This window comes from Micromonospora sp. NPDC023956, assembly GCF_040639195.1.
Lineage (GTDB): Bacteria > Actinomycetota > Actinomycetes > Mycobacteriales > Micromonosporaceae > Micromonospora.
This window is the reverse complement of sequence record NZ_JBEZZN010000010.1, coordinates 138,073-160,793: the sequence shown is the minus strand read 5'-3', so window position 1 is coordinate 160,793 and position 22,721 is coordinate 138,073. Positions and strand designations below refer to the sequence as shown.

General features: G+C 69.0%; 9 protein-coding genes. 4 read left to right on the top strand and 5 right to left on the bottom strand.

Translation table 11 applies throughout. From position 1 onward, the window contains the following. Positions 1-222: 222 nt before the first annotated feature. Genes drmC through drmD form a run of 5 tightly spaced genes read right to left on the bottom strand, consistent with a single transcriptional unit; the run spans position 223 to position 13,918 of the window. On the bottom strand, positions 223-933 hold the full coding sequence (gene drmC / locus AB0F58_RS20365) for a DISARM system phospholipase D-like protein DrmC (protein ID WP_357144940.1): 711 nt from the start codon (positions 931-933) through the stop codon (positions 223-225). Next, positions 923-2,992: a DUF1998 domain-containing protein gene (locus tag AB0F58_RS20360; RefSeq protein WP_357144937.1), complete on the bottom strand. Its 2,070-nt coding sequence runs from the start codon at positions 2,990-2,992 to the stop codon at positions 923-925. The genes drmC and AB0F58_RS20360 overlap by 11 nt, the downstream gene beginning before the upstream one ends. Next, entirely contained in the window at positions 2,989-6,690 is a 3,702-nt protein-coding gene (gene drmA / locus AB0F58_RS20355; protein WP_357144934.1) for a DISARM system helicase DrmA, read from the bottom strand. The genes AB0F58_RS20360 and drmA overlap by 4 nt, the downstream gene beginning before the upstream one ends. Then, the gene (locus AB0F58_RS20350) at positions 6,687-10,748 is read right to left on the bottom strand and encodes a DNA methyltransferase (protein ID WP_357144931.1); all 4,062 of its coding nucleotides are present in this window, start codon (positions 10,746-10,748) and stop codon (positions 6,687-6,689) included. The genes drmA and AB0F58_RS20350 overlap by 4 nt, the downstream gene beginning before the upstream one ends. Further along, entirely contained in the window at positions 10,748-13,918 is a 3,171-nt protein-coding gene (gene drmD, locus AB0F58_RS20345; protein WP_357144928.1) for a DISARM system SNF2-like helicase DrmD, read from the bottom strand. Before drmD ends, AB0F58_RS20350 begins: the two co-directional genes overlap by 1 nt. 378 nt (positions 13,919-14,296) lie before the next feature. Between drmD and AB0F58_RS20340 the strand changes: the two genes are divergently transcribed. Genes AB0F58_RS20340 through AB0F58_RS20325 form a run of 4 tightly spaced genes read left to right on the top strand, consistent with a single transcriptional unit; the run spans position 14,297 to position 22,504 of the window. Beyond that, positions 14,297-15,853 (top strand): DUF2397 domain-containing protein, encoded by a 1,557-nt coding sequence (locus AB0F58_RS20340; RefSeq protein ID WP_357144925.1) that lies wholly within the window; start codon positions 14,297-14,299, stop codon positions 15,851-15,853. Next, positions 15,850-17,040 carry a TIGR02678 family protein gene (locus tag AB0F58_RS20335; RefSeq protein ID WP_357144922.1) on the top strand — a complete coding sequence of 397 codons (1,191 nt, stop codon included), beginning with the start codon at positions 15,850-15,852 and terminating at the stop codon, positions 17,038-17,040. The genes AB0F58_RS20340 and AB0F58_RS20335 overlap by 4 nt, the downstream gene beginning before the upstream one ends. Then, positions 17,040-21,359 carry a TIGR02680 family protein gene (locus AB0F58_RS20330; RefSeq protein WP_357144920.1) on the top strand — a complete coding sequence of 1,440 codons (4,320 nt, stop codon included), beginning with the start codon at positions 17,040-17,042 and terminating at the stop codon, positions 21,357-21,359. Before AB0F58_RS20335 ends, AB0F58_RS20330 begins: the two co-directional genes overlap by 1 nt. Then, positions 21,356-22,504 (top strand): TIGR02679 domain-containing protein, encoded by a 1,149-nt coding sequence (locus AB0F58_RS20325; RefSeq protein ID WP_357144917.1) that lies wholly within the window; start codon positions 21,356-21,358, stop codon positions 22,502-22,504. The genes AB0F58_RS20330 and AB0F58_RS20325 overlap by 4 nt, the downstream gene beginning before the upstream one ends. Positions 22,505-22,721: the final 217 nt, after the last annotated feature.

Genomic DNA, 22,721 nt, shown 5'->3' with positions numbered 1-22,721 from the left:
CTCCCTCACAGCCCGGAACAACCGCCAGCCCGGCGGTGGGCGTAAGGAGTCGAGTAGCAGCGAGCGGGAGTCAGGTGCGAGCACCGGCAGCCTCCAAAGAATCCGCTGCGCAGCCGTCGTGGATGTCCGTGAGGATCCGGCGGACCTGCGGCCAACGGAACACCTGTCAACGATCGCGGCGAACGACGACGCCCCGCCCGTGGTAATTCGCCCGTGCACCTGTCAGGTCACTTGCTCGTAGAGCACCCCGTGCTTGCTCCGCATGAGGGCTTCGATCGATGTGGCGAGGTTGGTGTCGTGCACCAGCAGGCCCAGTTCTATGTTGGTGTTCTCGGCGCTGTAGGAGAAGTTCGCGCTGGTTAGCAGCGTCATCGTGCGGTCGACGACGATGAACTTGGCGTGGCTGACCAGCGGATGGTGGCCTCCGGGCGGGGTCAGCGTCCGGAGTACGGTTGCCTTCGGCAGGTGGGCCGCGACGGCTGCCGGGGAGCCGGCGTGGGCGTCGAGGTACACCGTGACGCTCAGGCCGGGGCGCGCTGCGGCGTTCTTGAGGGCAGTCCACATGCCCGAGTGCGGCGTGAAGTTGAAGCTGGAGCAGACGATCGACATGCGCGCGTCGTCGATGATGCGCTGAGCTTCGCTGGTGAGACGGCCGGTCGTGGCTTCGACGCCGGGCATGGTCCAGACGGGGGATATGGCGGTCCGGACGGATCGTGCGCCGGCGATCGCCCGGAGTACGGCGACCGAGTCGTCCCGGTGCTCTGGACCGAGTTCGGCTGCGAGGAGTAGGCGCTTCGCCTCGCCGCGGCGGGCCGCGTGTACTTCTTTCAGCGCCTGGCCAGTGGTGCCGCCGCCTTGTAGGACGGTGGCGAGTCGTTGTGCCTCGTAGGCGGTCAGGAAGGCGCCGAGCGCCGTGTAGGGGTCAGTAGACATCGATGGCGCCGAAGAAGCCGGGGACCCGTTCGTCGTCGATGGTGGGCAGGGTGAGCAGGAATCTGCGGTCGAGAAATCGGTTGGCGCGTTCGCAGGAGGTTTCCGAGGCGAAGCTGCAGCAGTGGCAGGCCGCGCCATGCAGGAAGTCCTCGCCGTGCCGTGGGGTGCGTTGCCCGCAGACGGGGTCGGAGGAGCAGCGGGCTGCTCGGCGCAGTGCGTCGAGCAGGAGCCCGTGCAGTCGTTCCGGCTGGCTGAGCGCGACGAGGCCGCCGAGGGTTCCCTCGCTGTCGGAGGCCGTGGTGCAGATGAGCAGTCCAGCGGCGGCGGGCCGGTCGGGGGTGGCAGGCCAGGCGTAGAGGCGTTCGCTGAGGCTGGCAGCGCCGTAACCGCAGGACATCGCCATCTCGCGGATGAGGATGTGCGCCAGGCTGTGGATCAGCCAGTAGCGCGGGGCGGGGAAGCGGGTGTCGGGGTCGATCTGGGCGGCGGTAGCGGAGAAGCGCCGGGAGAAGTTGTGCCGATGGGCTTCACGGTGCGCCCGCCACAGCGCGGTGGGCAGGATCTGCGCTTCCCAGGCGGCGACGGCGGTCTCGTCCAGTTGCAGGAAGATGCCTTCGCCGCGGTCCTCGGTGGCCGGCACCCAGGTGGGTCGGCCGTCCCGGGTGAGCTTGACGAGCCGGCTCGCTAGGTCGTTGACCCGGTCCATCTCGTCGATCCGGGTGAAGCCGATCACCGCGTTGACCCTCTTCATCCGGTTCACGGCGATGACCCGGTGCACCTGCTTCGGGAGATCGGCGGCGGTGGGCATCTCGGTGACCATCAGCCCGCTGGAGTCCTGCTGCTGCGCGAACAGGCTCGGCTTCTGCAGGTAGTCCCACTCCGGCACAAGCAGCTCGACCGGGTCCCAATCGCGGAGCCTCTCCCGGCGCTCCTCCTCCGACGGGGGTGGGGCGAGCGCCTCGGCCGCCGCCGCGGTCAGCTGCTCGTCGGTGACTCCGGCAATGTCGCACTTGTTCGCGACGAGCAGCGAACGGAGCACCTTCGGCAGGGTGGCGTAGTCGGCCAGTTCCTCCGGGGTCAGGTACGTGCGTAGTTTCGTGGCGAGGGCGGTCTGCTTCTGCTCCTCGCTGCGTGGCATGACGATGATCGACTGGGTCGAGGCGAACCAGAGGTTGGAGGCGCCCATCATCATCAGCGAGGTGTCCAGCCCGCACTTGGGGTCGAAGGCGTTCAGGTGCGGGTGCCGGCCCCGGCAGGTCGGCAGTTTCCGCTTGCCGGCCTCGCCCTGAGCCTCGCCCATGCCGCGCCGCTGTTGGCAGCGTTCGCAGGTGATGACCGCGCCGGCTCCCTGACCGATGTTGCTGTCGCGCAGTTTCAGGTTCGGGTGTGGGGCGGCGGCGGGGCAGGTTCTGCCGCGGTGCACCCACAGCGCGTACGGGAACTCGTCGAGGTGTCCGTTGGCGCAGGCGAGCAGGTAACGGGCGGGCACCGCCGGGCTGCGCCTGGCCTTTCCCTTCGCGGGAGCCTTGACCTTTCCCTTTACCGCCCCCGCGAACGTACGGCCGGGACAAGTTGCGTGTTCGAAGGTCGCCAGGTCGGGCCGGAACGGGTGGGTGTTGGTGTAGCTGAACCGCGACAGCGGCCCGAGGTAGTCGCAGCCGGTGCAGCGCAGCCACTGCGGGAACACCCGGGCCGGAATGCCGAGGTCGGAACCCTCCTGTGACATCGCGCGGGCCTTCGGCTGCCACGGGAACGGCCGCAGTTGCTGCACGCGGGACCCGAGGTGAAGCTGGACCACCTTGAGTAGCCGTGGTTCCTCGATCGTCGGCACGGTGGGCCGCCGCCGCCAGATCGGCTCCCAGTCGTCGAGGCCAGCCGGCATGATCGAGAACTGCGGCAGGTCCATGATCGAGCCGACACCGTAGGTGTAGAGCAGCGACGACGGCCGGGCTGAGCCCACCTTGGCCCGGTTCTTGACGTTCGACTGCTCGCTGTCGGTGAGCGGGTCCAACGGCTGCGCCGACTCGAAGATCATCTCTGCCGCGTCGTCGTCCGTCACTCGTCGTCTCCTTCGGGTAGCTCCCAGGACGGCGCGTCGTCGGGTTCGATGACGAACAGCCGCTCGGGTATGGGGCTGACCAGCAGGTTGATCTCTGGCTGGACCTCCCGCATCGAGTGCGCGACGACGAACGGCGCGCGGTCCGGCTGACCCTGATGGGCCTTCGCGTTCTCCGGGCTGATCAGCAACGGCAGGTAGCTGTCGTTGTCACCGGTGCGCTCGTACACCAGGGTCTTGCTGAGCTTCCCGGCGTACCTTCCTCGCGCGTTCCACTGATCCAGCCGGTTAATCAAACGCTGGTATGCCTGCGCCATCACGTCGTCCAACTGGGCGGCTGTCCGGATTCGGGCGTAAAGCCGATCGACCAGGGCGGCGAGAGCGTCCTGTTCGTCACGGACCCGCCACGCAGCCCGCTCCGGCGACAGCCCATCGTCGCGGTGCGCCTGCAGCACCCGCGCCGCGCTGACCAGCACCCCGTCAATGCCCCGGTCCAGAGCCGTCGGTGAGAACGGGGTAACCGACAGCGCCTCCACCTGCGCGTAAAACGTCTCGTGGTAGTGGCGGAACTGCTCGTAGTGGGCCAAGTCGCGGGGCCGCGCCCAGTTCCCGAGCGCCACGACCAGCCCGGGCCGGCCGCAGTCCTCGCCCGGACGGCCGACGTCGCGGCCCACCCGCGAGGACGCCTGGATGTACTCGGCGGTGTTCTTCGGCTGCCCCACCACCAGCATCAGCCCGAGCCGCTGCACGTCGACCCCGACCTGCAGCATCGAGGTGGCCAGCACCACGTCGAACGGGTCGGCCTTCGGCCGCTCCATCCGCCCGCCGGCCTCCTGCTGTTCGAGCCGCTTCCGCATCGCTGCAGTCGTGGCGTAGTCGGGGTCGAACTCCAGGGCCAGATAGTCCAGGGTCCGTCCGATATCGACTGAAGCGATGCGGGAGGTCAGCTCGCCGGTGACCAGCCGCCCGTACGAGCCGAGCCGCCGTGGGAAACCCGAACCGGGGCGGGGCTGCCGGACCCGGTTCTGCACGTCGTCGGCCACATAGCGGGCCATACCGGCCAGTTCCCGGGTCGCGTTGAAGTAGCCCACCAACGTCATGTACGGATCGGCGGCGGACCCACTGCGGTCGAACAGCAACTGCCCCGCGAGCAGCAACACCTCGGCGACCCGGATCTCCGCGCTCGACAGCCGCACTCCCTGCGCACTCACCCCGATGTAGCGCCGGCCCGGGGTGGCCGGCCCGATCGGCAGCTCCTGCGAGAAGTACGTGTCCGCTACGTCCAACACCTGTGGCGGGAAGATCTGGACGCCGCGCCCGTAGAGCCCTCGCACCTGCTCGTCGGCGCGGCGTACGGTGGCCGTCGATGCCACGATCATTGGCCGGACCGGCTTGCCGTCTGCGGTCTCCCACGACGTGAGGGTCTCGACGGTCACCTCGAACAGCCCCACGGCGGTGCCCAGCGCTCCGGTGATCAGGTGCAGCTCGTCCTGGATGATCAGATCCGGGGGCCGGAGCCGTCCCACTCGGCGAACGGTCGCGGCGGGCAGTCCGGGCTCCGCCTGGTGACCGGTCGTCACACTGCAACTGGCGTAGTCCGGGTGAACGTAGCCGTGCCGACCGCAGTAACGGCCAACGTAGCCGAATAGCGATGCCGCCTCACCCTCGCGGGCCAGCCGGGCGAACTTGTCGACGGTCGCGATCACGAACGCCGGCGGCATCCGGTAGATCTCCTCGTCCACCGTCAGCATCGGCAGGCCCTCATCCACCTGACCGCCCTTGGCGAACGGGCACTGCCCCATGTCGTCACCGCAAAAGACCAGTACCCGCCGAGTCGTCTTGATCGGCTTCACGTTCGCGGCGCCGATCGGGCTGCCGCACCACGGGCATCGCTGCACCTGCAACACCGTCAGCCGGTGCCCGCCGTACGCGTTGGCCTTGCGCAGCTGCTCATCCGCCTCGTCCCACCGCTTCGGGCTCACGTCGGTGCCGACCCACAACCCGATCCGGAACGGCTTGCTACCCCAGGTTGCCTCATCCCGGCGGCGGACCAACTCCGCCGCACACACCAGCGTGGTGGCCCGCTGGAACTGCTGCGCGGTGAGTAGCCGCAACGTGTACCGCATCAACACGGCCACCCCGTCACGCCCGTCCAACGGCCCATCGGAGGACGCCACCACCTGCTGCCGCCGCCGGATCGCGAACGTGTACGCCGCCAGACCCAGGTACGCCTCGGTCTTGCCACCACCGGTCGGAAAGAACAACAACTCCACCCGCGACAGCTCGCCACTGCGCGCCGCCGCGGTGGGGATGGTCAGCGCTGGCAGCTGCATGAGGATGAACGCCAGCTGAAATGGCCGCCACGACGACGGCTTCTCCCGCTCGTCGACCTCGACCTGCCCTCGGGCGTCGTCGAACGACAGGCTCGGGTCGGAGCTACGCAACGCCCCGATCCGGGAGTGGACCCGCTGGTCCCGCATGACCTCGTTCATGAACCGGAAGCACGCGAACGCCTCCGGATCAGCCACCACGTGCGCCAGCCCGTCCGCCAGCCGTTGCTGTGCCGCGCGTGCCTCGTCCACGACCTCCTCGGCCAGGTCTCGCAGATGCTCGGGGAGCTGCGCCGCCTTCGCAACCTGACCGTCGAGCCAGGTCCGGTACCCGTCCACCAGCGGGGCGAGCCCATCACGAGCCTGCTCAGGGCTGGCCTTAGCCAGTGCGTCCATGGACAGCATTGCGCCCGCGACCGACCGTGCCTGCGTCTGCGGAGTCTCCGCCACCGGCAGCCACGTCGTCCACACCGCCGTCGCCCGCCGCGCCCCCGACTCCGCCCGCCAATCCACCGAGCAGGTCCGCCCGACCGCGAACTCCAGCCGGTTGCGGTACTGCAAATGCAGCCGGCGCATTTCGTCGTCGTGCTCCGGCCACTCCTGCTCCATGACGTCGCGCACCGGCAGGAACACCGCCGCACCGCCCGCGTCGACGTGCAGCTTCGTCTGGAACAGCCACTCATGCACCGGGATCGTCGGCGGCGTCTCCCGGTCATTGACCAGCGCGATCTCGATCAACCGCCGACCGAAACGCGCGTCGTCGTAGGCATCGATCCGCAGACAGATCTGCCCGGTCAGCACCCGCGTGTACGTCCGGCCCGACGCCAGCTCGGCCACCGCGATCTTCTCGACGATCCCAACCGGCGTGCGCCGATACCGCCGCACCGCCCGGCCCCGCTTGTCGACCTCACCGGTCTTCACGCTCTCGTAGGTGCCCCACGACGCGGTCACCGTGAACTCCGCCAGATCGTTCGGCACCTGGAACCGCAACCCCATTGACGACGGAATCATCAGCCCCTGCCTCGGAGCCTTGTCGTCGGCGTCATCGTCCTCACCCTCGACGTCGGTGCCGTCGGCGGACTCGGCCGGAATCCCACGCTGGGCACGAGAACCCGCCGCATCCGATCGGATGCCCACCAGGCCATACCCGTCCTCAGATCCGGCCGGGTCAGCGTCGGGCTCGGTCAGCTTCACCGGCGCGATATGCCCTACCAGGTAGAGCTGACGCGGGCTGACCGTCAACAGCTCCTCCGGCCCACCCGACGGCCCGAGCACCTCCCGCTCCAGGATGTCGACCAGGTTCTCCCGGACCGTGTACGAAGTGCCATCCGGCTCGTGCGCGAGCCTGAAACCCGACCCTGAGTCAGTCATAGCAGCGCCCCCTGGTCCTTGTGGACCACCGGCTTCCGCTGGCGGGAAGCGGCCTTCTTTGCCGCCTTCGGCAGCTGCGCCGCCGCGCGGCGCAGATTCTCCGCCAGCAACCGGTCCAGGATCTCGACCCGCGCCGCTGGACTCACCGTCCACCGCGTCATCTGACGGTACGTGTGGAAGCCATGCTCCAGCGGCACCTCCGACCAGTCGTACGCCGCCATCACCGCCAAGTCCAGCTCGACGTGAATCCGCCGCAACCGGGCCACGTCCGCGTCGTCGTCGTCAAGGATTTGCGGATTGTTGATCAGGTTATACAGCTTCGTCAAACCCAGCTCTCGGCGTAGCATTATCTCTCGCCGTTCGATGTCCAGGGTTCTGCCCATTTCCAACAAGCGTGGATCGCTTTCGGGTCGAGCAAAAGTCTCAAAAACGTCAGAAGGGCTGTAGCTTAGATCTGTCCGCAAGGTAGAGCTATACCTTATTGCCCACATGCTATGCATCGATGATGAAAGGATAGCCTGATCGCCATACGAGTCGGATGCGAAGATGATCAGCTTGTTATTGAGAACTTGATTGGTGTTTACGCGAACAGGCATGATAGTCTTGCTGACGACGGCAATAACTAGCGCCTCTTGCAGGTGTGCTGTTGCGCTTCGCATGCCGGGCGCATTCTCGCCGTACTGCCACCATCGCTCTCTTCTGATCGTGCGGTTATTCTTCGCACGCTCGGGCATGACGAGAGTTTTTACTCGCTCGAAAGGTGTGGTGTAAGTTGCGGCAGCTTCCATGCTGCGGTCATTAAAATCTATCACCCAGCGTGAAGCGGAGCAATCGAACCGAGAATTAAGATCTTCGCCGTTGAGATAAGGGAACAATACTTCCCGATTTCGGGGGTCCTCCGCGATCCACGACAACGCCTGAGCGGGATCCACAACGAACCCCTGTCCCTCCACCTTGCATCCGTTGAATGAGAGTCGAGCGTTCTCGACGAGTCGGATGGGCGTGCCGTCCACCTTCCCGGCGGGTTCGAGCAGTGTCAGTATTCGCGGAGCTTGAATACCATCTGCCGTCCTCACTGCAGTTGCCGAGACCGTATTTCGTGTAGCCCACACCGCCGCGTACTCTAGGTTGGCGCTGGCCGATGGCCATCGAGCACTTTGGACTGCACGGGTTATGGTAAGCCCGTCTGCGACGACCTGGTCGAGACCAACCTGGCGGGTGTCGCCTTGGGCGATGGTGTTAGTGGCGATTAATCCGAGCGTCCCGGCGGGCCGGAGCAACTCGACCGCTCGCAGCAGGAAGTAAGCGACCAAATCGGCGCTGCCCCGGGTGCCGCCGGCGATCTGGTGGACGAACCAGTCCCGGACGTTGGTCCCCATCGCTCCGGTAATCTTTGAGCCACCCAGGAAGGGCGGGTTGCCGATGACGGCATCGAAGCCGCGGTGATCGATCACCACGTCCGGTACTTCGAGCACCCAGTGCAGCGGCTGCCAGCGTTCGTAGTCCGTCGAGACGGTCGGGGTCAGCCCCTTTTTCAGGATCGAGTCAAGGGACTCGGGATTGGCGGCCGTGCCGTCGGCCGGCATCGCGGCGGCCACCGCCTCGGCCAGGCTCTCGTACGCTTCGTCCAGGGCTTTGCCTGGCTTGCCGCCGACGCGGAGCCCGGCGGCGATTACCCCGTCGGCTGCGGTGCGTAGGTCGGCGGTGAGCCTGCGAGTCTGATTGAGCTGGCGGCGCTTGGCGGTGGCGCTACGCATGGGGTCGTGTTCGCGTACCTCGCTGGCGAGGTCGCGGCGGATGTCAACGGCTCGTCGGATGGTGCCGTCCACGTCCCGGACCGTCAGCCTGGCCTGCTGATAGGTGGGTGCCTCGATGTGCAGGGTGCGGAGCTGGCGGAGATCGGTGAGGCCGAGCAGGGAGTTGCCGTGCAGGATCTTGTCGTCGACGAAGGAGAACGGTAGGTCGCGGTCGAGGGAGACCAGCCATAGCGAAAGCTTGCACATCTCGACGGCCATTGCGTTGATGTCGGCGCCGTACAGGCAGCGGGCGACGACCTCGCGGATCGCGTGTTGTCCGAGGTCTTGCCGGCCGGCGTTGGCCGGGTCCTCGTCGATCCATGCCTCGACGAGGCGGGCGGCGAGGTAGCGGGCGGCGGCGACGAGGAATGCGCCGGAGCCGGCGGCGATGTCGGCCACTTTTAGGTTGACGATCTCGTCCGGGCCGCGCAGTTTCCACGCGTTCTGGTCGGCGGTCTGGTGTGGGCCGGGGGAGTAGCAGAGCGGTTCGAGGGCGTGCTTGACGACTTCCTCGGCGAGGGATTTCGGGGTGTAGTGGGCACCGGCGTTGCGCCGTGACGGCGTCTCGGTGATCACCAGGCCGCCGTCCAGGACGACGGTGGGGCGGTCGCGCAGGTCGGGCCGGGTGATGGTGGCCCAGGGGAGCAGGCGTGCGCGCATGTCGTCGTCATCGGTCACCGCGCGCAGCATGCGGTCGGCGTCGTCGCCGGGCTTGGCTGCGAGCCGCTTCGCCAAGGCGTTCGCGCTCGGCGGGGTGGCAGCGGGCTGGTTCTCCTTGAGCCAGGCGATGATCGCGGTGGCCAGTTTCGCCGGAGTCGGATTGGCGTCGGCGAGCTGCTCCAGCACGGCCAGCGGGATCTCCGGCTCGGCTCCGGTGGCACCGAAGAGGCCGACGTGGGTGTCGCCGGTGACCCGGGTGCAGGAGTAGCCGAGCAGCCCTTCGTAGATGTAGCCGATCTGTTCCACGTCGACGTCACGGAACGAGATGCGGCGGGCGTCGCTGCCCTTGAGCTGGGCGACCTGCACCGAGCGCAGGACGTGCAGCATGACCCGGTCGGAGACGGGCAGGGCGAGGGTGCCGTTGTCGTTCGAGGCGGTCAGGAACGGGTACCGGTCCGGATCGAACAGTGATCCGCCGTACGCGGGCATTCGCATGTTCTCGAACGACGCGCCTCGATAGAGGGCCTGGCTGGTGGCGAGCAGCCGGTGCCAGGTCAGATAGGTGCTGTCCAGCGATTCTTCGCCGTCGCGCAGCCGGCGTTGTTCCAGGTCGTCGAGTTCACCGCTGATGCCGTACCCCTGCAGGAAGAGCTCGCTCTGCGGCAGCAGGCCGCGCTCTTCGGCGAAGAGCAGGAAGACGACGCGCATCATGACCGTGACGGCCGCGGAGTAGGTGTCGTGCGGGTCGTCCGGCAGCGGATCGTGTAGGCCGCGCCTGTGGTGGTCGGCGGCGGTCTCCGCGAACGCCTGGATCAGCAGCTCGACGGCGCGGCGGACCTGGGCGCCGAGGGCTTCGGTGATCTCCTCGGCGGCGGCGACGGACTCCTCGAACAGTTGGGGGAGTCGCTCGTTGGGGTCGCCGCCGATGATGTACTGCCGGGCGATGACGGTGAGGAAGGCGTTGCGGGTCAGTGGTTCCTCGACCCAGGTTTGAGCGTCGACGATGCCGGAGGCGACCATCGCGTCCGGCCGGGCGCAGACCAGGGCCCACCAGCGGCCGTCGGTGACGATGCCGATCGCGATGCTGGCGCCGCGCAGCATCGCTTCCATCCGGTCGATGGCGGTGGCGGCCCAGCCGTCGGTGCCGGTGGCGTGCAGGCTGTCGCACTTGTCGACCACGCCGACCAGCGCGCCGATCCCGTCAGGACCGTGCAGGGCGGCCTGCGGGGTGACGGTGATCCGCCGGTCGGGTGAGTGCGCCGCCACCCCGGGCGCGCAGTCGGGACCCCAGGCCAACGAGGTACGCCAACCGACGACGTCCCGCAGGACGGTCTGCACCCAGACGTCGCGGACCTCGGCGTACTTGGCCTGGACGGTCTCGTCGTCCGGGTCGATGTCGAGGGCCTCCCAGGCGTGGTCGAACGCCGGCCTGGCCTCGCGGAGGACGTCGAGGCGTTCGGGGTCCAGGGCGGGCATGCCCTGCGGCCACACCCGCTTCAGCGGCGGGATGGCCAGGAACGGGCCGTCTGTCTCGACCAGTTCCAGCCACGCCCGGTGCAGCTCGGTGGCCGTCTTCGGACGGAAGGTACGGGCGGTCCGCATCAGCGGGATCCTCCTCGCTGGGCGTCGGCCGGGGTGAGCGCGAACACCACCGCCGCGGCGGTGGTGTGTGGCTTGACGTCGCGGTACCGCTCGGTGATCGCCGCGATCTCTCGCTGCTCCTCGTCACCGAGCTCGTCTAGCCGACGGCGCATCGTTTCAATGTCGCGGCGCCGCTGCCGCTGCTGATCATCGGGGAATAGAGCCAGTTGGTCCTGCATCTCGGCGCTGTTGAGCTGAACCAGCGACTCGTTCAGGTTCCGGCGGAACGCGGCAAAGATCTCCCGCGCCCGGGTGACGTCGGCCTCCTCGCGTTTGGCGAGCTGGTCGCTGACCCGTTGGTGGCGGGACTCGGCGCGGCGCGTCATCGAGTCGAGCAGGCGGACCCGCAGCGGGGACTCCGGCTCGTTCCACTCCCTGGCCAGGTCTGCGCGGACGTCCGCAGCGGCCAGCGTCAGCCTGCCGGCGTCGAGGGCCTGGTCGAGCAGTTGCTCGGCGCGTTCCTCGGCGATGGCACGGCGGCCCCGCAGGCGTACGCCGGCGAGGAATATCTCCTCGTGCAGGCGTAGCCCGCCCCGGCCGACCAGCACCATCCGGGTGACGGCCGCGACGAAGGACTCCTCCAGCCCATCTACCACGACTGCCGTGACTCGGTGCAACGGCGCGTCCGCGCTCCACAGCGACCGGCGTAGCAGCCGCTGAGCCTTTTTCACCAGGGGATGACCCAGGTGGACGTAGACCAGGTCCTTGCGACCGGCCGCGGCCTTGTCGTCGAACGTGATCGGCCGCAATACGCCCGGCTCGGAGCGGGTGTCCAGGCCCTTCAACGTCGACTGCCAGGCCGGACCGAGCGGCGGCACGGTGAACACGGCTGCGTCGGTCCGGTCGTCGCCGGCCACCACCAAGGGCGGCTGGTGGCTGATCCGCAGCGCGGTGTCGACCACCCGCCGCAGGTTCTCCGGCTCCAGGTGCAGCTCCGCCCGACTGTCGGCGTAGCCCTTCTCCAACTGGGTCAACCGGCTGTTCAGGTCCAACCCGCCGGCCAACGCCTTGTTGATCACGGAGTTGCCGTCGAGCGCAGCCTTCTTGCGCCGTCCCGCTGAGGAACGGGTGAAGTGGTCCTGGATCTCGTCGGCGATGACCTGGTTGACCGACCCGAGGTCACGCGCGACCGTCACCACCTTGCGGGCGATCCGGCCCATGAACTCCATGTCGGCGGCGTACAGGGTCGCCGAGCGGTCCGGGGAGAACTGAAACACCAGCGGGGTCTGCTGCTGCCCGTACCGGTCGATCCGGCCGATGCGCTGCTCCAGCCGCGACGGGTTAAACGGGATGTCCAGGTTGATCAGCCGGTAACAGTGGTCCTGCAGGTCGATGCCCTCACCGGCCGCGTCGGTGGCCAGCAGCACCCGCACCCGATTCTTCGCCGACGGCTCGGTGGTGAAGTGCTCGCGGACCAGCTCCCGCTCGTCGGTCGGCGTCTGCCCCTGGATGACCTCCAGCACGTCGCCGTAGCCCTGCTGCACCAGCACCCGGTGCACCCACTCCAGAGTGTGGGCGTACTCGGTGAACACCACGACCCGCTCGTTGGACCAGAACCCGCCCGGCCGGCAGATCGCGTCCAGGGTCGTGATCAGCTCATCGAGGCGGGAATCGGGTCGGCTTTCGAAGCTCAGCCCCCACTCGGCAAGCCGCTGCAACTCGCCTGGCGCGGCGGCGACCAGCGGATCGGTGGCCTTGCTTCGCCGCAGGGCCGTCGCCTCGTCCTGCTCCCACAGGCCTTCCTCCTCGTCGGCCTGTCCCTCGCCAAGGATGTCGTCGTAGTCCCAGTCCGTCGGCGCCTGGCCCACCGACCGCGCGGCGAGGTACGACTGCAAAGTCATGCCGAACGCCCACGGGCTCGACAAGAACCGCTTCTTGAACAGCATCGCGGTGATGTCACCGGACTCGCCGGTCCCGTTCGCCTTCGCACTCTCGGTGAGAATCCGATCCAGCAGAGCGAACATCTCCTGCTCGTCGGCGCGCGGTGTGAACGGGATGATACGCAGCTCCCGAGGGCGGAAACCCTTCTCCGGTAGGTCCGACTTCAACCGCCGAACCGTCACTTCGCGCAACGCCCGCTCGTCGAGCAGCGCACCCCGGCTGAACCGGCGCGAATCGATCATCTCCAACAGCGCCGTGAACGACTCCGGATACCCGTTGTGCGGGGTGGCGCTGAGGAACAAGCGGTGCTCACACTTGTCCGCCAGCTCCCGCACCGCGATCGTCCGCTGCGTGTCGACGGCGTACCCCCGCCCACCCCCGATCGCCGACGGGCTGGCCGGCGCCACGTGATGCGCCTCGTCCACGATCAGGATGTCAAACGCGTACCGCCGGGCGGTCTTCGTGCTCGACGCCTGCGCATACACGTCACGCAACATCCGCTGGGCGCGCACCTGCGGCAGCCACGCCATGCTCACGATCACCCGTGGATACAGCTGGAACGGATTCGCGTGCAACCCGTAGCGCCGCCGTACGTCCCGCATCCTCTCGCTGTTGATGATCGTGAAGTCGAGACCGAACTTGTCGCGCATCTCGTCCTGCCACTTCAAGGCGAGGCTTGGCGGGCACACCACGATCGCGGTCCGCGCCCGGTGCCGCAGCAGCAGCTCCTGCACCACCAGGCCGGCCTCAATGGTCTTGCCCAGACCCACATCGTCGGCCAGCAGGAGGTTAGTCCGGGGCGAGGACAGCGCCCGGCGCAGCGGTTCCAGCTGGTAAGCCTCCACCGCCACACCGCTGTGGAACGGTGCCTGCACGCTACGGTCGTCCGCCGAGGTCACCGCGCCCCAGCGCATCGCGTCGACGAACCCGGCGAGGGTGTTCGGGTCATCGAAAGTATCCGGCTTGACCTGCGTCGGTAGTCCCTGAGCGGGCGTGACGGTGTGGCCAACCTCCAGCTCCCATACGACCGTCAGCTCCTCACCCAGCCGGTCTTCGTCGAGCGCCTGAAGGGTCACCGCGTGGTTCAGCGAGGCCACGGCTTCGTCCGCCGGGCTGCGCGGCAGTCCTTGCGGCTTGACCTGCGCCACCGCCCAGGTCGACCCGCGAACCTCGACCACTTGTCCCGGCCCAGGAACCAGACGGATGTCAGCTGCTGGCGAGAGAGCCGCATTGGCGATCGAGGGAGCCATGCGGAGACCATAGTGGACACGAGATTGGCACACATTCTTGTGCCTGTCGGACAGTGGACTGCGTCAAGGCGTGTCACCGGCTAGTCAGGCCGCGTGACTGAAACTGTCACCTATCGCTGCAGCAGACCCGTCCGCGCCTTCATCACTGAGTTGTTCCTGCGGTATCACCTTGGCCTGTAGCCCAACCGTGTGCCGTGGTGTCGGCCCCGGCACGGTCAACGCTGCGGCAGCGTCGGTGACGGCCCGGTCACGCGGGGGTATGCCGCCTGGTCAAGGTGTCGGACGGTCCGCATATGCTGCGTGGCCCGGGCGGGACGGCGCTGTCGTGTGAAGCGCTCGGGCAGACGGGAATGGTCCAGCGCTGAGAGGAGTTCGCGGGTGCGGCGAACGGGTCCGGAGGAGGATGTCTTCGGCGCGGATGCCTGGCAGCTGGGCGGGATGCCCGGCGGCCTACTGCAGGCCAGCTATCTGACGCCGGGCAGGTACGCCGCCCAGTACCGGGCGATTGTCGACGTGTTGCTTGCGCAGCAGCAGCACACTCTGACCGGTGTCGCCGCCGCGGATCTGCCCGACCTCATCCGGGCACATCTGGCCGCCTCGGGTGCGGACCCCGCCCTGGTCGACGAGGCCGGGTTCGACCTGCCGGCGCGGATGTCAAGCCTGGAGCGGTGGGGTGTCGTCGACCGGTTCCAGGACCGAGCGCTGCGGGACGCGGACTTCATCCGGAACTTGGACCGGTACCAGCTGACCGAAATCGCCGCGCAGCTGCATCAGGCGGTCACGAGTCTCGGGCAGGACGCCGCGACCGCGGCTGCGGCCACGCTGGCACCTGGCGTGTTGACCGCGAACCTGACGCAGCTGCGTGATCTCGCCGAACCGGATCCAGGCGAGGCGGCGAACGCTTGGTCGATCATCTTGAATACCCACCAGTCGATGGCGCGGGCCGCGGCCGGGTGGCAGGCTCGGCTGGCGTCCGCGCTGGCCGGCACCCCTTCCCTCCACAAGATCACGGTCGTGCAGGAGACCCTGCGCCGCTACGTCGACATGTGGGGTGCCGGCGTCGACGTGCATTCGGAGACGATCACAAGTCGGGTGAACGAACTGGGTGCGGTCTCGGACGGGGTGTGGCGGGCGGTCGCGGCCCGCATGCTCGGGCCGAACGCGGACGACCCGGCGATCGTGGACCTGGTCGGGACGTACCGGCAGACGTTGGAGACGCTGCGCTCCTGGTTCGATGGCCCGGACTGTCAGGCCCGGCGGCTGCGGCGGCAGATGCGCGACACGATCGGTCCGCTGTTGCGGGGGCAGCGGACTCTGGCCGCAATCGGTGGGCACATGTCGCGGCGTGCCGAGCTGCTCGCTTTGGCGGCCCGGATCGAGGCCGCTGGCGATGACGAGGCGGGCTGGCAGGTGTGGTGCAACGCGACCGGCCTGTATGCGGCCCGGCACCTGCCGGGGGTGGCGCCGGCGCCGGCTGGTAACCCGTCCGCGTCGTCATGGTGGGAATCCGACACGGTGCCGGTCGAAGCTCGGCTGCGTAAGCAGGGCCCGCGCGGCACGACTGGGGCGCCGGCGCGGCTGGCCGACAACACCGGCAACCGGAAGATCGCGCGGGCGAACGCGGTGGCGCAGCAGTCCTTGGCGGCGCAGACCGAGGCGGCGGTCATGGCCCGTTCGGGGATGCGGTTGTCGGACTGGCCGCCGATCTCGGAGGCGGAGACCACGCTGCTGCTGCAGTTCCTGACCGCGATGCTGCGGGGCAGATCAGCGGCGTCCGGGACGCGGACCGCGACAACCGGGGACGGCCGCTGGTCGTTGCGGACCGAACCGGTTCCGGGCGGCGTGGACGCGGTGATCCACACACCGGCGGGCCGGCTCGTGCACCCGGATCTGATCTTGCACATCTCCGCCACCACGACCGGGAGCATCGGATGAGCGCCAGAACGTCGGCGCAGCAGGTCGCTGCGCAGCATGCGTTCGTCGGCCTGCTCGCCCAGCCGATGATCACCCCGGCTACGAACCGGGAGTTGTTCCGGCTGGTGGTTCGCCATCAGCAGCCGCTGTCGGAGGCCGCGCGCCGGCTCGGGTACCGGATCCAGCGGGTCGGTCAGGCGGCCCGACTGATCCGGGTACCGGTCGGCGAAACGGCGAACGTTCCGCCCCGGCCGTCGGATGCCCCGTCTCGGCGGCTGCTGGCGCTGATGTGCCTGATCGCGGCGTGCTGCGAGGAGGTTTCCGGGACGGTCACCCTGCAACGGTTGTCCGACATGGTCCGTGACGTGTGCGCCGCCCCCGGCGTGCAGGTGTCGCCCTACGACCCGGACATCAAGTCCGAGCGCCGGCAATTGCGGGACGCGGCGGCGCTGCTGGCCCGCTGGGGTGTGCTGAACCGGCGGACCAGCGACGAGAAGATGTTGGAGGAATGGACTGAGGACGGGTCCGGCCCCGGCGCCGGCTACGAAGTCGACCGGGACGCGCTCCTGCTGATGACCAGCCCGGACGTGCTCGCCGCCGCGTTGCAGCCGGAGCCGGCGGACGCGGACGCAACTCGCACGATCCGGCTACTGCGGGCCCTGGTCGAAACCCCGGCAGTGCTTTACGCCGACCTCGACCCCTCCGACGCGGACACGCTGCGCCGACACCGGTCCCGATACGCCGGCTATCTGGCCCAGATGACCGGCGGTGCGATCGAGGCCCGGCAGGAAGGGATCCTGCTGGTCCTCTACGACGGCGACGGCCGTCCGCCGACGGTCGCCGATTGGCCGCGGGCGAAAGCCGCGGACTGGGTCGCGCTGCTCGCCGCCGACCAGGCCGGCCGCGACGGCCTCCGCCACGACGACGGCACCGTCCACCTGACCCGGGTCCTGGTCAACGAGCTGATCGACGACCTGATCCGGTCACGGGGTGCGTACATGAACGACCGGCAGAAAGCCGACCCACAGGTCGTCCTCGACGACGCGCAGCGGGTCCTGACCGAGCTCGGCCTACTGCGAGTCACCGGTGACGGAGGCTGGGTGCTGCTGCCGCCCGCCGCCCGCTACCGCGACCCGGACGTGCTCTATCCCGAAACCACCAGCCGCACCTCGTCCGCCGCTGACCTGACTGTTGTGGAGATTGCCTAATGAGCGCCCTCGCCGGCCCGACCGTACCGTCACCGGGCCCGCACCTGTCCGACGCCCAGCTCGCCGGATGGCGCGACGCCGTCGCGCACGGCCGGCTGCCGGATCCGGTCCGCAGCCGGTGGCAGATCCTGCGGGCCGGGGTCATCGGTTTGTGGGAGTTCGACGTCGCCGAGTACGTGTTCGCTGACGGCCGCGCCCAGTTCGTCGGCGCGAACCAGTCCGGCAAGTCGACGCTGATGACGTTGACGACGCTGATCATGCTCGCCGGCAACCTCGAACGGCAGAACATCGACACCTTCGGTGACTCCGGCAAAGACTTCCGGTACTACGTCGAGCCGTCCGGCAATGACCAGGACCGCCGCGACGACTCCGCGACCGCGCATCGCGGCTGGGCGTGGGTCGAGTACGGCCGGATCCGTGACGAAGGCACCTCGGAGTTCTTCACCACGCTGCTGTACGCGCAAGCCAAACGGGGCGTGTCGCAGCTGACCCGCACCTGGATGATCTGCCACGGCACCGCCCGGGTCCGCGCCGGCCTCGACCTGGTGAGCGGGCAGGCGGTCACCGAACCGAAACACCTCGACGGCATCGACGGAGTCCAGGTCTTTCCCACCGGTACGCACTATCGGCGCAAGCTGACCACCGCACTGTTCGGGTTCACCGATGAAGACCGGTACGCGACCGTGCTCGAGCTGCTCAAGACGCTGCGGACCCCGCATCTGGGGCAGAAGCTGAACCCTGACTGGTTCACCAACCAGATCCGCTCGGCATTGCCGCCGCTGGCCCGAGACGAGATCGAGGGGCTCGCCTCTGGCTGGCAGCAGGTCGAGCAGGTCAGCGCCGACCGCACCGACGCAGAGGAGGCCCGGTCCGCGATCGTGGACTACGTCGCCAAGGCGTGGCGGCCGTGGGCGGACGCCGTGCTGCGCCAGCACGCCGACGCCCTCGCCGAAGCCGACGCCGCGCTCAGCGCGGCGTCGGCGGCCGTGGACGCCGCCGCCGCGACGCTGGATCAGGCCCGGCAGGCTCTCAACGCCGAGTCGACCAAGACCCAGCAGCTCAATAACGCCGCCGAGCGTAATCGCGCAGCGCATCAGCAGCTGCTGGAGTCCGCGGCGTACAAGAGCGCGACCGGCCGGGCCGAAGCCGCGACGTTCGCCCGCCGCGCCGCCAACCAAGCCGCCACCCGCGCCGATGACGCCAAGGCGGCGCTGGTCACGCTACGCAGCCTGCACGAGCGGGCGTTGGCCAAGCAGACCGAGGCGCAAGCAGACCTGGAGACCGCCCGCACCGGCTACCAGGCGGCGGTGACCGCCACCGTCACCGCCGCCGGCAAGGCGATGCTCGGGGACCTCGCGGCCCAATGGGCCGCCGACGCGGATACTGCCCGGCTGGACGCGGCCGTTGCCGCTCGCAGGACCGCAGTAGCCACCCTGCGGAACCTGCTGCGGGAGACGACCAAGCTGGCTGCGAAGTACCGCACAGCCGACGACCTGGCGAGCGCCGCAAAAGCGGACCTCAACACCCGTAACGCCGATGCCGAGTCCGCCGCCGGCAGGCTCAGCGACGCGGTACAGCAGCTGTCCGACGACATGGAACGGTGGGCCGCCGCCCTGACCGGACCCGCACCGGAGCCGGCCCTTCGGCAGCGGTGGCTCGAGCAGGTTACGACGGAGTCGATCGCCGCGAGCCCGCGTCAGGTGCTGCAGCAGCTGCTCATGCGGGACTGGCTCACCCTGGCCGTCGACCCACGGACCACCCGAGTCGCGCAGCTGCGCACCGAAGCCGAACAACAGCAGTCCGCGGCGGCGGCCGCTGACCGGGAAGCCGACGAGCTGGCGATGCACGGTGACCCGGTCCCGCCGGCTCCGGCCGGCTGGACCCGCCGCCCGCGGCCACCGTTCCCGTCCGCGGACGGGGCGCCGCTGTGGCGGCTGGTCGACCCGGCCGACGGGGTCGAGCGGGACGTGCTGGACCAGGTTGAGGCCGCTCTGACCGCCGCGGGCCTGCTCGACGCGTGGGTCACCATCGACGGGGTGTACACCGCCGGCCGCGACGGCACGGACGTGGTCGCCACGAGCCTGCCCGCGGCGACTGGTCCGGCACTGTCGACGGTGCTCGTCCCGGCCGGCGACAGCGGCCCGCTGACCGCGACGATCACGGTGATCCTCGACGGGATCGGGTTCACCCCGGCCGGGCAGCCGCACGCCAGCGCTGTCGCGGTTGCCGTCGACGGCCGCTGGCAGACCCCGACCGCCGCCGGACAAGCAGGTCCGGCCGAACACGGCGCCGAGCTGATCGGCGCCGCCGCCCGCGCTGCCGCCCGGCAACGCCGGATCACAGAGTTGCACGAGCTGGCCGAGCAGCACCGCGCCCAAGCCGATGACGCGAACCAGGCTGCGGACACCCTGATTGATGAGATCGCCGCGCTGCGGGCCGCGGCGGAGCAGGCGCCGTCGGACGGCGACACGGTCGCCGCCGCATTGGCGTTGACGGCCGCCAACCGCGAACGTGACACCGCCCAGCGCAAGCACATGGCCCTGGCCGGCAAAGCCGACGCCGCCCGCCAGCTGTGGGAGACCGCAACTGCGGACGCGACCACCCATGCGCTCGAACACCGGCTGCCGAACTCCGACGAGCACCTCGACGCCGTCACCGAAGCGCTCGACGACGCCGCAGCCGCGACCGGCCGGCTCCGGCTCGCCGTCCAGGGCCGCGACACCGCCGAGCAGGCCAGCGCCGCAGCGGAATCGATGACCATCGAGTCCAAAGCCCAACTTGACGCCGGCGTCGAGGCGGAACGGACCGCAGCGGCCGAGGCGGCACTGCTCGACGAGCGGGCCACCGAGGCGGAGAAGGCTGTCGGGCGCGGCGACCAAGAGTTGTTCGACCGGGCCGCCGAACTCGATCGTGAGGCCGACGCGCTCAGATCGGCGATCGCCGCCTCCCACCGTGACGGTCTCGCCCTGGCCGGGGCCGCCGCCACCGCGCAGAGTGACTGGGAACAACGCCGCCGGGAGCAGACCACCGCCGAACAGAATCGCGCCGCCGCCGTCGTCAGCTGGTGGATTCCAGTCGACGCGGGGCTCGCCGCGGCCCGCAACCTACCCGAGCCGAGCGGGCGCACAGTCGACGACGCGTTACAGCAGGCCCGCACCGCAATCGCCAACCTGCGGCCGGCGAACTGGCCGGCGACGCGCACCGGATGCGAGGACCGAATCCGGCAGGTGACCGCCCGGCTGTTCGCCGGCCCCTACACCGAGCTGCAGACCAGCCTCGAAGCCAAAGGCGGCCGCGCCGTGCACGCCGCCGAAGCCGACGACGCCCGGCCGCTACCGGAGATCACCATGGTGGTGGAAGCCTCCGGCAAGCAACTCACCCCGGCCGCGGCGATCACACACCTCGACGACCAAATCGCGAAGCTGTCCGCCACCCACGACGAGAAACTGCACCAGATGTACGCGCAGATTCTGTCATCGACATTCATCAACCACCTGCGCGACCGTCTCAAGCGTGTCCTGAGCCTGCTGAACACCGTCAACGACGTCCTCGAACGGCACCCGACCGGAGCGAACCGAACCACGCTGCGGCTGCGCCGGCACCCCCGCAACGAACAGCAGGCCGGCTACAAGATCTTGCGCGCTCTAGAGTCCGGCAGCTTCGAATCCGACGCCGCGCAGGAGCAACTGCAGGCCTTCCTCATCGAACGGCTCCAGCAGGTCCAGGAAGCCGGCCTGCCCGGCGTCGACGACTGGACCGACCGGCTCGCCACCCTGCTCGACTACCGTGACTGGTTCGACGTTGTTTGCGAATTCCGGGTCGGGAGCGCCCCCGACCCTAAATGGAAACCGCTGACGAAACAGGTCCACGCCGTCGACTCCGGCGGCGGCAAAGTCGTCACCCTGATGCAACCGTTGCTGGCCACCCTCGTCGCCCTGTACTCCGACAACCCGGCCGGACCCCGCCCACTGTGGCTCGACGAAGCGTTCGAAGGCGTTGACCCCAACAACCGGGCGATCATGCTGCGGATGCTGTGCGACTTCGACCTCGACTTCCTGCTCGCCGGTCCCGGCGCTCTCGTCGCCGCGGCCCAGGTCCCCGCCGCCGCGATCTGGACCATCACGCGGGCGCCGGCGCCGCTGCCCGGTGTCGACCTGTCCCTAATGCTGTGGGCCGGGAACACGCTGCAGATCGTGCCGGTCGCCGACACCGCCGCGCCGCTGCTGGCCACCCCGCGACCAGCCGAACAGGACGGCCCGGACCTACTATCCACGCTCACCGCCGATGCTGCGGCCACCAGCAGCCAGGAGATGCGGTGAGCGCGGCCTTGGACCGTTGGGCCGCTCTCCCCGGCCCGACGAAAATCCTCGCAGCCGCCCGAGAACTGCTGGAGAACGGTAAGACCGGACCCGGCGTCACCCTCCGGGTCACCCTCGATGCGGTTGAACGAGACCAGGTCGGACGGATCCTCGGTATGTCCTGGGAAGCCTCCACAGCTCCGGTCACCCTCGGCCGGCTACGCAAAGCCCTGCACGGCCTGGACGACACCCTGGAAGGCCTTCTCGTCCGGCTCGGCGGTCCACTAGACGACCTGGTCGCCAAGCGCGCACTAGATCGGCAAGCCGCCCAGGACCATCTCGACAACGCCTACGCCGTCCTGACCAGTGCGGGCATCCCGGAGCATGTGGTCGCACTCGCGCGCACCCGGCGCTGGCTCGAGCACACCAACCCCGATCTGGCCGACAACCGCGCCCAGGCTCTAGCCATGCTCTGGCAGCACCTGCCCGCTGCGAATCGCCCGCTGCCAGAGCTCGCGAACTCGCTGTTCGGCAATCCGCACCATCTCGACCGCGACGCCGACATCGGCCGGCTCGCCGCCCGCCTGCTCGCCGCCGCACACACCACGGACCTCGGCGCCGCCGCGGCCGCGGCCGGCACCGCGTTGAGCGCCGACGCATGGCGGCAGTTGTGGGCGAGCGTCGGCGTCAGCTGCGACGAAGTCTCGGCGACCGTCCTCGTCCTCAACCTCCCTCTGGCCGGCTCCGGTGCCGCAGCGGCGATCGCCGCCGCAGCCGCCGAGACCGGTGAACCAGTCTGGCTGACCGCCCGGTCGCTGCGCCGCGTGTGGGAACCCGGACCCGGCCTTCACACTGTTCGGGTGTGCGAGAACCCGGTCGTGGTCGAAACCGCGGCGGCACGGCTAGGCTCCCACGCTCTGCCGCTGATCTGCGTGTACGGGCGCCCGTCGATCGCGGCATGGCTGCTACTGGAGGGTCTGGCCGCTGCCGGGGTCCGTCTGCTGATGACCTGTGACCGCGACACCGCCGGGCAGCAGTTCCTCACCGAACTCCTGCGCCTGCCCGGCGCGGTCGAATGGCTGGGCGCAGCTGACGGCGTCTACGAGGAATCGAGGCTACCGGACCTGCTGGCCGACCTCACCCCTGCGCCGCTGGCAGGTACTTGATCCGGTGCCCAGTGTCCAAGGTAAGGGTCAGGCTGCTGTCGGGGTACGGCTTGGGAGGTATCCCTATGGGATTCGTCAGGCAGCGATCGGCGTGGTCGGGCGGGTGTAGGGGATTTTGTCGCGAAGCATGGCGAATAGGACGTCGCAGCGGCGTCGGGCGAGGCAGATGAGGGCGGCGTTGTGGCGGCTCAGGAAGGCGGTACGATCGAGGGACACC

Coding starts and splice junctions, on each gene's coding strand:
- AB0F58_RS20350 (WP_357144931.1), bottom strand. CDS start 10,748: ATGCGGACCGCCCGTACCTTCCGTCCGAAGACGGCCACCGAGCTGCAC.
- AB0F58_RS20330 (WP_357144920.1), top strand. CDS start 17,040: ATGAGCGCCCTCGCCGGCCCGACCGTACCGTCACCGGGCCCGCACCTG.
- drmA (WP_357144934.1), bottom strand. CDS start 6,690: ATGACTGACTCAGGGTCGGGTTTCAGGCTCGCGCACGAGCCGGATGGC.
- AB0F58_RS20335 (WP_357144922.1), top strand. CDS start 15,850: ATGAGCGCCAGAACGTCGGCGCAGCAGGTCGCTGCGCAGCATGCGTTC.
- drmC (WP_357144940.1), bottom strand. CDS start 933: ATGTCTACTGACCCCTACACGGCGCTCGGCGCCTTCCTGACCGCCTAC.
- drmD (WP_357144928.1), bottom strand. CDS start 13,918: ATGGCTCCCTCGATCGCCAATGCGGCTCTCTCGCCAGCAGCTGACATC.